General features: G+C 64.4%; 10 protein-coding genes, 1 tRNA gene and 1 pseudogene. 5 read left to right on the top strand and 7 right to left on the bottom strand.

The window, feature by feature from the left end; translation table 11 throughout:
* Window positions 1-370: 370 nt before the first annotated feature.
* The 3 genes and pseudogenes from ACE101_RS24625 (at window position 371) to ACE101_RS24615 (ending at window position 2,898) form a co-directional block, all read left to right on the top strand.
* A complete protein-coding gene (locus ACE101_RS24625) occupies window positions 371-2,104 on the top strand; it encodes an MFS transporter (protein ID WP_379135304.1) in 1,734 nt (577 codons plus the stop codon).
* Window positions 2,105-2,329: 225 nt separating this feature from the next.
* Window positions 2,330-2,548, top strand: a pseudogene (locus tag ACE101_RS24620) (DUF1800 family protein); the annotation flags it as partial.
* A complete protein-coding gene (locus ACE101_RS24615) occupies window positions 2,545-2,898 on the top strand; it encodes a DUF1501 domain-containing protein (RefSeq protein ID WP_379138909.1) in 354 nt (117 codons plus the stop codon). The pseudogene ACE101_RS24620 and the gene ACE101_RS24615, both read left to right, overlap by 4 nt.
* A 7-nt stretch (window positions 2,899-2,905) precedes the next feature.
* Here ACE101_RS24615 and ACE101_RS24610 read toward each other — a convergent pair whose 3' ends face one another.
* From ACE101_RS24610 to ACE101_RS24600, 3 genes are all read right to left on the bottom strand, one after another.
* On the bottom strand, window positions 2,906-3,172 hold the full coding sequence (locus tag ACE101_RS24610) for a hypothetical protein (RefSeq protein ID WP_379135301.1): 267 nt from the start codon (window positions 3,170-3,172) through the stop codon (window positions 2,906-2,908).
* A 261-nt stretch (window positions 3,173-3,433) separates the two neighbouring features.
* Entirely contained in the window at window positions 3,434-3,712 is a 279-nt protein-coding gene (locus ACE101_RS24605) for a hypothetical protein (protein ID WP_379135298.1), read from the bottom strand.
* Between the two features lie 396 nt (window positions 3,713-4,108).
* Window positions 4,109-4,642, bottom strand: coding sequence for a Ros/MucR family transcriptional regulator (locus ACE101_RS24600; RefSeq protein ID WP_379135295.1), 534 nt, complete (start codon window positions 4,640-4,642; stop codon window positions 4,109-4,111).
* A gap of 413 nt (window positions 4,643-5,055) precedes the next feature.
* Here ACE101_RS24600 and ACE101_RS24595 point away from each other — a divergent pair.
* Window positions 5,056-5,131, top strand: a tRNA-Asn gene (locus tag ACE101_RS24595).
* 207 nt (window positions 5,132-5,338) lie between these two features.
* Here ACE101_RS24595 and ACE101_RS24590 read toward each other — a convergent pair.
* The 4 genes from ACE101_RS24590 to ACE101_RS24575 form a co-directional block, all read right to left on the bottom strand.
* Window positions 5,339-5,485, bottom strand: coding sequence for a hypothetical protein (locus ACE101_RS24590; RefSeq protein ID WP_379135293.1), 147 nt, complete (start codon window positions 5,483-5,485; stop codon window positions 5,339-5,341).
* Between the two features lie 469 nt (window positions 5,486-5,954).
* Window positions 5,955-7,364, bottom strand: coding sequence for a phosphomannomutase (locus tag ACE101_RS24585; RefSeq protein ID WP_379138906.1), 1,410 nt, complete (start codon window positions 7,362-7,364; stop codon window positions 5,955-5,957).
* Window positions 7,365-7,762: 398 nt separating this feature from the next.
* Window positions 7,763-8,755, bottom strand: coding sequence for a glycosyltransferase family 61 protein (locus tag ACE101_RS24580; RefSeq protein ID WP_379135290.1), 993 nt, complete (start codon window positions 8,753-8,755; stop codon window positions 7,763-7,765).
* A gap of 1,002 nt (window positions 8,756-9,757) precedes the next feature.
* The gene (locus ACE101_RS24575; RefSeq protein WP_379135288.1) at window positions 9,758-11,524 is read right to left on the bottom strand and encodes a glycosyltransferase; all 1,767 of its coding nucleotides are present in this window, start codon (window positions 11,522-11,524) and stop codon (window positions 9,758-9,760) included.
* 415 nt (window positions 11,525-11,939) lie between these two features.
* Here ACE101_RS24575 and ACE101_RS24570 point away from each other — a divergent pair, with 415 nt between their 5' ends.
* Window positions 11,940-13,391, top strand: coding sequence for a mannose-1-phosphate guanylyltransferase/mannose-6-phosphate isomerase (locus ACE101_RS24570; RefSeq protein ID WP_379135286.1), 1,452 nt, complete (start codon window positions 11,940-11,942; stop codon window positions 13,389-13,391).
* The last annotated feature ends 30 nt before the right edge of the window (window positions 13,392-13,421 follow it).

The raw sequence follows: 13,421 nt of genomic DNA, 5'->3' as shown, positions 1-13,421 counted from the left end.
GGAATATTGGCGACCTTGCTCAGCCCGATGAGGCTCCTCGCCCGGACGCAGGATCTCGCCCTGTGCCCAGTTTACCCAACATCAACCAGGCGTGCGCCGCGGGTCGGACGGGCGTCGGCGAGGGGCAGTCGGTCGCGCGGATCGCCGGGCGCGCGGATGATCCGAAAGTCTGACGACGAACGGAGAATTGGGTTCGGATCGCGGCTGGATTAACCCTGGCTGGCGACCGTGACGGGGCTATGCGCGGAGGCCGGACTCGACCGGTCCCGGGCCCCCGCACGGATCGAGATCGCGCGGCGACCGAGCCGCCCGGCGGAACGCGAACGGCGCCCGCCGGTCTTTGCGGCTCGCAGCACGGAGGAACGCCCCCATGGCAACAGCAACCGCGGTCGGGCAGGCGGTGACCGCCCCCCGGCCGATGTCCCGGGAGGAGAAGCGGGTCATCCTCGCCTCCTCCCTCGGCACCGTCTTCGAGTGGTACGACTTCTATCTCTACGGCTCGCTCGCCGCGGTGATCGGCGCGCAGTTCTTCTCGGCCTACCCGGAAGCGACCCGCAACATCTTCGCGCTGCTCGCCTTCGCGGCGGGCTTCCTGGTGCGGCCCTTCGGCGCCCTGGTGTTCGGCCGGCTCGGCGACATGGTCGGGCGCAAGCACACCTTCCTGATCACCATCCTGATCATGGGCCTGTCGACCTTCTGCGTCGGCCTCCTGCCCTCCTACGGCACGCTCAGCGCCTACGGCATCGGCTGGCTCGCGCCCGTGACGCTGCTCGCCCTGCGCATGCTCCAGGGCCTCGCGCTCGGCGGCGAGTATGGCGGCGCCGCGGTCTACGTGGCCGAGCACGCCCCGCCCGGCCGGCGCGGCTTCTACACCGCCTTCATCCAGACCACGGCGACGCTGGGCCTGCTGCTCTCGCTCATCATCATCCTGTCGACGCAGGGCTACGTGAACGCGGCTTTCCCGGCCACCGTCACGCAGAACCCGGACGGCACCACGACGACGCTCACCGCCTTCCAGGCCTGGGGCTGGCGCATTCCCTTCCTGGTCTCGGTGGTGCTGCTCGCCATCTCGGTCTGGATCCGGCTTCAGATGCAGGAGAGCCCCGCCTTCAAGAAGATGAAGGAGGAGGGTACGCACTCCAAGGCGCCGCTCTCGGAGGCGTTCGGCCAGTGGCGCAACGCCAAGTGGGCGCTCCTCGCCCTGCTCGGCCTCACCGCCGGCCAGGCCGTGGTCTGGTACACGGGCCAGTTCTACGCCCTGTTCTTCCTCCAGAGCATCCTCAAGGTCGACCAGTTCACCGCGAACGTGCTGATCGCGTGGTCGCTGATCCTCGGCACCGGCGGCTTCCTGTTCTTCGGGGCGCTGTCGGACAAGATCGGCCGCAAGCCGATCATCCTGGGCGGCTGCCTGATCGCGGCGATGACCTACTTCCCGCTGTTCAAGGTGCTCACCGCCAACGCCAATCCGAAGCTCTACGCCGCGCAGTCGAATGTCGAGGTGGTGGTCCGGACGAACCCGAACGATTGCTCGTTCCAGTTCAACCCGGTCGGCACGGCCAAGTTCACCAAGGAGTGCGACGTCGCCAAGGCGCTGCTCGCCCGCAACGCGGTGAACTACCGGACCGAGGCGGTCCCGGCCGGCACCCCGACCGTGGTCACCGTCGCCGGCAAGGAGTTCCCGGTGAGCGACCCGGCCTTCGCCAAGGCGGTGCCCGCCGCCCTCACCGAGGCGGGCTATCCGGGCGCCAACAACCCCGACATCGTGAAGGCGTCAAACCCCATCGACATCTTCTCGGGCCAGAAGCTGCTCGTGATCGCCATCCTGACGATCCTCGTCCTCTACGTGACGATGGTCTACGGCCCGATCGCGGCGGCGCTGGTGGAGTTGTTCCCGACCCGGATCCGCTACACCTCGATGTCCCTGCCCTACCACATCGGCAACGGCTGGTTCGGTGGTCTCCTGCCCGCCACCGCCTTCGCCATGGTGGCCCAGACCGGCGACATCTATTACGGCCTCTGGTACCCGATCGTGATCGCCCTGATGACCTTCGTCATCGGCCTCCTGTTCGTGCCGGAGACCAAGGACCGCGACATCCTCGCCTGAGGGTGACGGCCGGTCCGGTCGCGATGGCCCCGCCTCCTCCGGAGGCGGGGTTTTTCATGAGGCGGGCACGGGATCGTGAGGAGCCCTGCCGCAATCCCGCCCCGCATCGTGACGCAGGGTGACGGCCCTGGGTCACGGGAGCCTCACGATCATGATGCGGCGCCTGCGGCGGCCGGGCCTCGCCCGGGCCGCGACGCCGGCCGAGCCCTGGCGCCGCGGGGCTGAGTGCGCGAGCGGCTGACGTGGTTCTGGTTCAACCGCTTCAACGTGCATCAGGGCAAGGCCAACCTGCGCGCCATGGTCGGCGACTACGTCGATACGGCGATCCGTCCGCACGCGCTCGGCCGCTTCCGCGACCTGCTCGGGGCGACTTTGCGCCATCCGGCGATGCCGCGCTTCCTCGACAATGCGGACAATGCCGCCGGGCGCCTCGACGCGAACTGGGGCGGGGTCTCGCGGGTTTCGCGCAGGAGGTCGGCCCGGGCTGGGTCGACACGGCGGTGGTCGGCCTGTCGGAATTCGGCCGCACCGTCCGGGAGAACGGCAGCCGGGGCACCGATCGCCGCCACGGCAGCGTCGGCCGGGTGCTCGGAGGCGGCGTGAAGGGCGGCCGGATCGCCGGACCGCAGGTGCGGGCCGACGAGGCGCATCTCGTCCAGAATCGAGGCTTTCCGGTTCTCACCGATTACCGGTCGCTGCTCGCCGGCCTGCTGCGGTGCCTCTACGGCCTCGAGCCTGCGAGCCTGCAGCGCGTCTTCGCCGGAGCCGCACCGGCTGACCTCGCCCTGCTGTGACCGGGACCTAACGGCAGGTGGTGACGCGGCGCACGATCCAGCCCTCGCCCTCCACGAACAGGCGCTTGCGGGCGGTGGTGCAGGTGGCGTCGTCGGCGGCGTCCTCCGGCGTCGTCGCGGTCGCGGTGACGTCGCGGACTGCCGGGCTGCGGCCCTGAGCCTTGGCGGGGGTCTTGTCGACGGCGGGCGCGGCGAAGGCCGGGACAGTGGCGAGGCTTGCACCGGCGGTCAGAGCGGCGAGCAGGGTCAGCCGGGCGCCGAGGTGCGCACGCATGGGGTTCATCCTGTTCCTGAGAGCTTCGCGTGAGGGTCGACGGCGGAGCCGCCGCTCCACCGTTCTGCCATAGATAAGTCCCGAACACCCGAAGGGTTGCCGCCCGGCAAGCGTGTCCGTTGGAAATTCGGTAAACGCAAACGGCCCCGCCCGGTGTGCCCAACGGCACACCGGATGGTCGGTCAGTGCGTCTCGTCAACGGGCGGTTCCGCGGTCGGTTCCTGACCTTGGGTCAGAATTCCGGCGGGTAGGCCAGCGGCTTCAGGGCTCTACGAGCCGCAGGCCCCGGCGGGCGAGCCGATCCGGGATCCCGCGCCGCACCAAGCGGGCGCGCCGCTCCTGCTGCGTATGCCAGTGCCGACAGGCCTCGCTCGCCTGGAGGAGCGGGCGCATCCAGGCTTCGACCCACGCAGCCTGCAGGGCGAGGCCGAGGAGGAATGTCTGCTCCGCGAGCACCAGGGAGGCGGCTACCACCCGCTGGACCTGCTGGTCCACCTGGAAAGGGAAGCCCTGGGATGAGGACGATGGTCGATGCTGCATCGCCGCGAATCTCCCGATCGGTCGCGTTCCGGCTCGGAAGACACTCGGTGGGCAGCGGGCAATCTGCAAGATCCGGGCGGCGTCGCGGATTCCGGGGGCGATCGCCGGTGCCCTCGGCAAGCCGTCGATCGTGCGATCCCGGCCGAGCACGGCACGATACGTGCCGCCGAGCCGGTTGTGCGCCCCGGCCGGTCCCGGTGCGCATGGCGACGAAGGATCTGCGGGGCTGGCTGCCGCGGGCCACGGAACGGCGCCAAGTGGGAGCCTGACGCACCAGGAGCCGGATCCGTCCCGGGATGGACGACCCCTGCTCTGGGGGGAATCCGCGCGCTGCCGTGAACGGCGGCGCGCGGCCATTCGGGAGCCGGCCCGCAGCGCGCGGCCGGCGCCTCGGGGCTATTCCGCGGCGGCCTTGGAGCGCGCCCGGCGGGCCGGCTTCTTGGCCGGGGCCTCGACGACCTCGGGGGGCTCGACCACGGCCGGCGGCTCGGGCTCCACGGCTTTCGCCTTGGCGGCGCGGTCGCGCCGGATCTGGCCGAGGCCGAGGCTGCGGGCGAGTTCCGAGCGCTGCTTGGCATAGCTCTCGGCCACCATCGGATAGTCGCGCGGCAGACCGAACTTCGTCCGGTATTCCTCGGGCGTCAGGCCGTGCTTCGTCAGATGCCGCTTGAGGGACTTATAGGGTTTGCCGTCGATGAAGCTGATGAGGTGGTCGACGGTGATGGATTTGCGAACCTGCGCGGGAGTGGCCTTCGGCGCCTCATCGGCCGCGGGAGCCGCGGGCTTTCCGATGTTGCAGAGCGTGTCGTAGACGCTCCGGATCAGGGCCGGCAGCTCGGCACTCGGGACGTTGTTCTTCGAAACGTAGGCCGACACGATATCACTGGTCAGGCCGCTCAGATCGACGGGCGCTGCTTCGGTCTCGCTCATCTATGTGTCCCTGTGCTTAGCTGGTCGTATCAGTGTAGTGCTTGGTGCGGTCCGTCAACGGGATTCAGCGAATATTCACACCGAAACCGAGGTCAATCCACGATTTCTGACGATTCCGGCGGCTGGCGGGCAGGTTACGGATCCAGTCGAGGCGCCTCCCGGCGGCGCAGACAAGCGCGGCGGGGCTCCTATTGCTGGCTGGGCCGTGGTCCATCAGGGTCACCTGCTGCCGCTGGACGTGGTAGGTGCTGGCAGCATCGAGCGGCCGGGGCGGCTCGGTGCCCCGGCTTTCGGCGGCCCCTCCCCGCGTCGTGACGGGCGGGTTTCGCCGGTGATCCGGGAGGGCTGCCGATGGGCGAAAGAACGATTTGACGCCGCACCGCGTTTCGCCTAGAGAGGCGGCCCCAGCGCGATCCCCGATAGCTCAGCTGGTAGAGCAGGCGACTGTTAATCGCCTTGTCGCAGGTTCGAGTCCTGCTCGGGGAGCCATCCCACGGACCGAAATCGTCACTGGTCGACCGGAGCTTCAGGCTCGTGCGGGCCGATCCGCATCGGCGCTTCGGTCCGTTGATGATCGATCTGGGTGTCCTCCGTCTGATCCAGGCGAGGCGTATTGCCAGCAACGCTGTCATGTCATGCCTCGTGATCGGAGTTATGACAGCGATCACGGAACATGGCCGTCGGTATCAACCGAGTTCAGCCACGACGCACATGTCGGTGTGACCTGCGGACGAAGCCGGAGCCGATCATGGTGCCGGCCTTCTCGACGAAGATCGGATCAGCGGCGAACTCGAAGGTGTCGGCGTGGTGCGACCGCAGGGCGAACGCGCGAGTCTGGCTCATGCCGCTGCGGCTCCCATGCAGGGCGTTGCGGGCCGCCTCTCGGATGGGAGTGATACGGTTTCCGGACGATCACTTTCGGAAACCGTATCACGAGCCCGCGCGGCGCCTGAGCGAGGCCGGTTTCCGCATCGCGAAGCGATCATCCGGAAACCGTATGACCAGCTGATCAACAGCCTCGTCGCTGATGCAACGGGATGCGCCGGAGCGCGGCGCATCAACGAGGCCCCTTCAGCCGGTGCCCGGCGAAGCGCTGGCGCCACAGCGCCACGGTCTGCCGGCTCACGCCGAGGTCGAGGGCGCTCGTCTCCGGCTCCCCGCGGGGGCTCCGCGCGGGCGCGGATGATGCGCACGCGTTGAGCCGGCGCCTGACCTGTGCGGTGCCGCCGCACGGGAGGGCTGCAAAGCGGTCCGCTCGCCTCTCACGGAGATTGCGAGGGACCGCGGTTCGGCCTGCATTCCCCCTCGCGACTCACGTCATGGCCGCCGCCGCGGCCGCCAATCCCCATCGAACGAGCTCTTGGGCTTCCGCTGCCGACTGCGCCTCCGCGTAGCAACGCAGTTCAGGCGCATTTCCGGAGGCCCGAAAGTGGATCGTTCGTCCGCCGTCGAGTTCAATCCTGATCCCGTCCTGCTCATCGACCGCCAGCGGCGTGCCGACCGGGCGCAGGAAATTCTGGCGAAATGCGTCTTGGCTGAGCTGCCGCAGCAGAGCACTGCTCCGCTCCGCAGGCGTGTTGGGAAGACGGTCACTCGCAGTCTCGCCTGCATTGAGTGAGGCGACGAGATCGGCGAGCGGCCGGCCGGCCTCGCGCGCCGCCGCCAGCGTCGCCAGGATCGGCAGCACCGCGTCGCGGGTCGGCAGGGCGGCCAGCGTTCTCCCGCCGATGGTCACGTCCGACCCGAGCAGGAACCCGCCATTCGCCTCGAAGCCGACGACCGAGGGGGCGCCCTCCTGCTGCGCCTGCGCCATGCCGGCGATGACGAAGGGCGAGCCGACCTTGGTGCGCAGCACGCGCCGGAACCCGGCCTGCTCGAGGGCCGAGCCCGCCGTGACGGGCACCACGACCGTGTCGATGCCGAGGTAGCGGGCGGTGATCAGGCCGAGGATGTCGCCGCGCACGATCCGGCCCGTGCCGTCCGCGACGAGCGGCCGGTCGGCGTCGCCGTCCGTCGTCACGAGCGCATCGAAGCCGCCCGAGGTCACGGCGTCGCGGATGGTGGTGACGTCCTCGGGACGGTGGGCCTCCGTGTCGATCGGCACGAAGACGGCGGACCGCCCGACCGGCGCCACCTGCGCTCCGAACGCCGTGAGCAGATCGACGAGAAGGTCGCGGGCGACCGAGCTTTGCTGATAGACGGCAACCCGCAAGCCGGACAGGATCGTTGACGGCAAGACGTCGGTGTAGCGCCTGCGGTAGCGTTCGAGCGCACCGGTGTCCGGGGCCGCGGAGACGGGTGCCGAGGGGGCGTCCGCTTGTTCGATGCCGCCGAGGGCGGCCAGGATGGCGACCTCGTCATCCTTGGTGATCTCGCCATCGGGCCGGTAGAATTTCAGGCCGTTGCGGTCCTCCGGGATGTGGCTGCCCGTGACCATCACGGCGCAAGCCCCAAGCCGCATGCCTTCCAGCGCGAGGGCCGGCGTCGGCAGGGCGCCGCAATCGATCGGGTCGAAGCCGGCCGCCGCGGCCGCGCTGGCCACCGTCTCGGCGATCCTTGGGCTGCTGTCGCGCAGATCCCGTCCGATCACGACCTCGCGGCCTGTGCCGCTCGTCGCCGCGACGGAGCGGAAGAAGGCGCTCGCATAGGCGTAGCTCGGCCCGCCTTCGAGGTCCGTCACCAGGCCGCGCAGGCCGCTTGTTCCGAACTTCAGACTGCTCATGATCTCTCCATCGGCGCCGACACGGCTCAGGTACGATTGAGTGCAAGACAGGTGCTGTTCAAGCTTGTCCAGCCTTCCAAGCCGAATGTGGGAGGCCGGGCTCGTCTGCACGTCCATCGTGGTCCGGTTGGCGGCATAGCACGGCAGTCGACGCAGCCCACCGCAGAATTCAGGCGCGGGCGGCTCACGACGATGTGGTCATACAAGGCCTGGTTGCGCTGGGCGGGAAGAAACTCCGAGTCATCACGAGCAGAGATGTATCAGTTGGCCAATGGGCCATCCACAAGAAACCAGAGTGCTGAGGTCAGGTTTATCTCCGATATTTCTCGACTCCGTCCAATGATTTTAGCGCACGATAAGCAATGCTTTGGGCGTTATTTTGAATATGTAAATTTTACTCAATATTCCATGAACTGCGCTAGCAGGGTATCGAATAACTTAGCATCAATCTCGAACGGTGAGTTCATGCCATCCTCCGATTTAGAACTTGTTCCGTGCAGCGAGACGTAGTGACCCTCTTTCAAAGAAGCCAGATCCCAGAAGAAATCATCTTGCATGTGTTCAGGTGACAGGCCAAATAATCTGACGCCTTTTGGGCTAAAAACAATATTTGTGCACTCGGCTCCCAGCACGCCGACAACAGCCTCGGCGTGTGCAAATGCGCGCACCTGCTGATGAAAGCTCATACCGCTAGGATTGACAACGGTAAAGCCTTTGCTCAAGGCTATATCTCTGATTTTATCAATATTTATCAGTGGGCGCCGCGATGTATTGGGGCGGTCGATGAAAATTTTTCGCGGAGTATTGGATTGTTTTTCGGCTGTGTTTGCGATAACGGATGTGCGGAGTTCGCTCAGAGCTGCTACAACCAGCGGTGATTTTATCCAGGGCTGAATGGTAATTGGTCCCGGATAGATCAGCTCATTGAAGTGATAATTATGACAATAACTGAAAAAAATATGCTCCCTCGCAATTCCAATTTGAGATAATGTATCAATATAGACTTGGTCAATCCGCCCGCCATTACCGGAAACGATAATTTGATAATCAAATACAGGAACGACTTGCGAAAGAAGTATCAAGCGAGGAAGACATTCAACTAGCCAGTGACCATAATTTCCATCCCATTGAACTTTTAAATGAATGAAATTGCCCTTTCTTTCTTGAACTTCATGTTCGGATATTAATTCGAATTCATCCTTCTGTTCGATGCGCTTAACATTGCCAAGGACAGCATCATGCTCACAATTTTGCAGTGTTTCTTTTACGATTATCTTGTTTGCCAGTGTTGCAACCCCCGGCCCGTGTATCGTAACATCCCTGAACTTTACAATATTTAAGTCTGGTGCCCTTACCTCTTCGCCAACCTTCTGCGAAATGACTTCCTTCATCCAGTCTGCGCGAGGTCCGTAGATCAAAGGTGTGGTTCGTTTGTAAGGCAAAGACCTAAACCCTGGCGCAATAAGATCTCCACAAGAAGTATATGTTTGCAGGTTTAGCATAATCAAATTTCACCTAATTGAAGAAGACACATAGATAGCATGATACATCTAGTGTTTCGCAATGCCAAGCCCGCCTCATATCATGGCTCTAGAGGGGCGATCCTCATAGGTTGCAGGGTCTTGGCACGCTCTGCATTCCATCGGCTTCGCATAGGCATAAGGGTAGGCTGGTCCGGCTGTGCTTCAGGCGAGCCATGATCCGCAAATTAACAGGTAGTGAAATGACCTAGCACTACTTGGGCAGATTTTCTGAAAAATCTTTTTGTGTCAATGACTTAGCGAAAAGGACCACTTCGGCCAACTCGTTGATCACGCTGCGCAATCCGGCATTGTGCCCAGGTAGTGCTAGAGCGTGTTACGTACCAACGCTAACCCGTTGAGGCAATGATTTTTTTATCACCGCGGCCAATCGGATTAATGAGCTATTACAGGCACTTAGGCCCGGGTCCGTAACACGCGCTAGGCTTCGTGTAGAAGCGACGGTAGCAAATATATTCCAATAAATAGGTGGCAAAACTGATATTTTCATTGGGAATAAAGTAAAAGCCATTTAAATAATCTTTCCAAAATAAAGGATCATCCCGCAGATGACTTGAAACTGTCTCGATTGAGTGTAGGTTTTTCATCTTTGAGTAAGATTTTGCAGGATTGCTTTTTGCTGTGGGCCCGGCTCTGCGATGAGACCCCGGTACGTGCCCCCATCGCGCTGCGAACCGCATCTCTATGATCCACACGACAAACCAGGGAGCAACAAACGGTAAGAGACCCGCATGGTCACTCTGCCCTACTTGGACAACGAAGCTGATCTCAGCTTTGATCAGTTGGATTCGGAGATCGGAAAACTAAAACTCACTGTAATGCAAGTCGCCGTGCAACCTTTCGATCCGGTGGTCAGAGGGTGCCGAGAGCCGCTATTGTGGGGCCTTCATCCTCAGTATGTGCCAGTTGCCAATCGGAGCGGATGCTCTCGAGCAGGCTTCGCATCAGATCGGAGCCGCGGTTGATGTCGTGCAACTGCGAGGCGTGCGCGTAGCCCGAGCGTGACACACGTTCCCACAAGGCTGGGTCGTCGTGCAGACGGCAGATCATCGCGGCGAACGCGGCCGGATCATCGGCGACCAGAACATCCTGTCCCGACACCAGATCCATGCCTTCGGCCGCGACCGGCGTCGCCACGCAGGGGACGCCATGCAGGAGACTGGACACCAGCTTTCCCTTCGCGCCGGCGCCGTACCGCAACGGGGCCGTCGTCACCCGCAGCGTCCCGAACGCCTCCGCCATGTCGTCGACGTACCCGACATACACGACGTTGTGGTCGTTCCGCTCCCTGAACGATGCCGGCAGGTCGGCGCCCATGACGTACAGCGTGAGGCGGTCGTTGATCGTGGTGACCCGGGGCCAGATCTCCGTGAGCAGGTAGAGGAGCGCGTCGATGTTCGGCGTATGGCGGTAGCCGCCGATGAACCCGACGCCGTCCCGCTCCGCGAAAGGCCTCCCGCGCCCGGTCAGGTCGCGGAGCAGCGGGATCACCCGCACGTTCGCGCCCTTGACGTTGTCCGCGATGATCCGGGCCTCGACCGACGACACCACGATCGTCGCGTCGCACATTCTGCTCAGATAGTATTCCCGTTCGCGCGTCCAGTAGCTGCGGTTGAGCGATACCCGGTCGTCGGTGAGGCGCGCTTCCCGCTCCTCTCTCACGTGATGGAGATCGACCGTATTGAAAATAATCTTCGCCTCCGGCGCCGCCTTCCTAGCCGCTTTGTAGTAATTCCCGCCACAATGGATTCTTGAAAGAAAGAAAATACTGAATGAATTGCCTTGTCTGGCAATCAAATCCTCGACAGATTTAAATTTGTAGTAATCAATGCAGTCAACTCCCATGCTTTCGATATGATCACGATGCGGATTTTGGTCGAAAAACTCAGCAGCTGCGATGAAGGTGATCTTGAAACCCAGGCCGATGAAGATTCGGAGGAAATTCAGCGCGTCCAGGGATCCTGAATCGGCTTTGAATCGAGGATGGTAGCTATCGATATAGAGGATTTCTCGACCGTTCCTGTGGGGTTGGCCGGCTCTTGCCGTCTCGGCCTTGGCGCAGAAATTCACGTCCGTGGCGGCATAATGCGCCAGCGGATTGATCCCGGTCTTACCGAGATCCGGGTGACGCGTCAGGTATGCGCCGGTGCCGAACACCGGATTCGGGTCGACGGTGCCGTCGAATGCGTGGCGCAGGAAATGTGCCAGTGGGTGGAGACCTCCGCGTGCCGCATCCGGGTACTGGCGGTCATACCAAGCCGTGTCGAAGAGAGGATGGGGCTGCAGCCCCCGATCGACGCCGTGCCGGATGTAATGGACCAGGGGATTCTCGCCGGACGATCTCGCCTCCGGATACCGGTCGAGGTACCAGTGCGTCATGAACAGCGGGTTCGGCATGCGCCCTTCTTTGGACCCGTGCTCGACGTAATGGGCGATCGGGTCGATTCCCGACTGCTTGACGTCGGGGTACTCGGTCAGGTACCACGCCGCATCGAACATGCCGGTGCTGTTCTTTATCGCGGCATAGTCTTTGGACGCTTGTGATTTCGTTCGGATCGGCCGCCTGCGGCGGTATCCATTCAATGCCCGCCCGGTCCTGACCGCGTATTCGACAAACATGCCACGTCTTTTTCTCATTGTCGAACCTTGCACGACATGCTGGAGGAGACGCCTCGGCCGAGGGCAGACCGGGATCGAGGCATCGCGTGTGAGCGCTTGCTTGAGGATGTCCGTCCTGCTGGACCAGTGGAACGCGCCATGGTGCCCGAGGAGGCGGGCCGGAAGGGGATGGCGGTGCGCATATGTACACGCGCCGGATCCTGGCTCAAGCCTGTCGCGGGAACCACCCTTCCCCAGCGGCGGCGTGCGCAACCAGACCGCGCGCCTGATCTGAGACGTGCAACCGGCGGAGAATGGAGCGGGTCATCGTGAGACATGCTCGCGCGCAATGCGCAGCGCCAGAAGCGGATGCTCGGTCCCTACTCTCGCCCAAATCGATCTGATAAGCGCAACGCCGCATGTGTTGGAGCAAGAAATGACTGCCACGGAGCACAACCTGATCCATCCGGTCATCCTCTGCGGTGGGTCGGGCACGCGGCTGTGGCCGGCCTCGCGTGAGAGCCATCCGAAGCAATTCATCCCCCTCGCGGAGGTGGATCGGTCGTCGTTCCAGGCCACGGCGCTCCGCCTGACGGACACCGCCGTGTTCGCCAAGCCCACGGTCATCACGGCCCAGGAAGCCCGCTTCACCGTCGGTGAGCAGCTCGCCCAGGTGAGCGTGGCAGCCGACATCCTGCTCGAGCCGCAGCGCCGCGACTCGGCGGCGGCCGTCGCGGTGGCGGCCCTCAATGCCGCCCACCGCGATCCCGAGGCCCTGGTGCTGATCCTCGCGGCCGATCACGTGGTGGGCGACACGCCGGCCTTCGTCGCCGCCGCCAGGGCCGCCGCGGTCGCGGCGCGCGACGGCTCCATCATGACGCTCGGCATCACGCCCACCGCACCCGCCACCGCCTACGGCTACATTCAGATGGGCGATCCTCTGCCCGGAGCGGCGGGCGCGAGCGGCGCTCACGCGATCGCGCGCTTCCTCGAGAAGCCCGACGCGGCTCGCGCCGAAGGCCTGATCGCCGAAGGGGCGCTGTGGAACAGTGGCTACTTCCTGTTCCGCGCCGACGTGATGCTCGACGAGTTGCGCGCGCATGCGCCGGCCGTGCTCGAGGCCGCCGAGCAGGCCCTCGCGCGGGCCAGCCGCGACCTCGACTTCGTGCGGCTCGATCCGGCCGCCTTCGCGCAGGCGCCGAAGATCTCCATCGACTACGCCGTGATGGAGCGCACCCGGCGCTCGGGCGTGCTGCCGGTCCGCTTCCCCTGGTCGGATATCGGCACCTGGGGCGCGCTGTGGGAGATCTCGGAGCAGGACGGATCGGGCAATGCCCTGCGCGGCCGGGCAGCGGTACGGGACACGCGCAACAGCCTCGTGCACAGCTCCGGCGACATCCTGACGGCGGTCGTGGGGCTGGACGACGTGGTGGTCGTCACCACGCCGGATGCCGTGCTGGTGACGACCCGCGAGGCGGGTAGCGAGGTCAAGGCCCTGGTGGAGGACCTGCGCGCACGCGGCGAGCCCGAGGCGGATGCGCATCGCCTGATCTACCGGCCCTGGGGCTCCTATCAGCGGATCGACATCGGTGCGCGCTTCCAGGTGAAGCGCATCACCGTGAAGCCGGACGGGCGCCTGTCGCTCCAGAAGCACTACCATCGCGCCGAGCACTGGGTGGTGGTGCGCGGCACAGCCGAGGTAACGGTCGACGGGACGGTGACGCTGGTGCACGAGAACGAGGCGATCTACCTGCCGATCGGCTGCGTGCATCGGTTGGTGAACCCGGGCAAGATCCCGCTGGAGCTGATCGAGGTGCAGGTCGGCAGCTACACGGGGGAGGACGACATCGTCCGGATCGAGGACGTGTACGGCCGCGACAACGCCTGACGGTCCCGGCGCTTACGCCGCGCGGACTAG

This window comes from Methylobacterium carpenticola (assembly GCF_042748905.1).
Taxonomy (GTDB): domain Bacteria; phylum Pseudomonadota; class Alphaproteobacteria; order Rhizobiales; family Beijerinckiaceae; genus Methylobacterium; species Methylobacterium carpenticola.
Note: the sequence above shows the minus strand (reverse complement) of the source record. Positions and strands in the feature narration are given on the sequence as shown.

Coding starts and splice junctions, on each gene's coding strand:
- ACE101_RS24625 (WP_379135304.1), top strand. CDS start 371: ATGGCAACAGCAACCGCGGTCGGGCAGGCGGTGACCGCCCCCCGGCCG.
- ACE101_RS24610 (WP_379135301.1), bottom strand. CDS start 3,172: ATGCGTGCGCACCTCGGCGCCCGGCTGACCCTGCTCGCCGCTCTGACC.
- ACE101_RS24605 (WP_379135298.1), bottom strand. CDS start 3,712: ATGCAGCATCGACCATCGTCCTCATCCCAGGGCTTCCCTTTCCAGGTG.
- ACE101_RS24600 (WP_379135295.1), bottom strand. CDS start 4,642: ATGAGCGAGACCGAAGCAGCGCCCGTCGATCTGAGCGGCCTGACCAGT.
- ACE101_RS24590 (WP_379135293.1), bottom strand. CDS start 5,485: ATGAGCCAGACTCGCGCGTTCGCCCTGCGGTCGCACCACGCCGACACC.
- ACE101_RS24585 (WP_379138906.1), bottom strand. CDS start 7,364: ATGAGCAGTCTGAAGTTCGGAACAAGCGGCCTGCGCGGCCTGGTGACG.
- ACE101_RS24580 (WP_379135290.1), bottom strand. CDS start 8,755: ATGAAGGAAGTCATTTCGCAGAAGGTTGGCGAAGAGGTAAGGGCACCA.
- ACE101_RS24575 (WP_379135288.1), bottom strand. CDS start 11,524: ATGTTTGTCGAATACGCGGTCAGGACCGGGCGGGCATTGAATGGATAC.
- ACE101_RS24570 (WP_379135286.1), top strand. CDS start 11,940: ATGACTGCCACGGAGCACAACCTGATCCATCCGGTCATCCTCTGCGGT.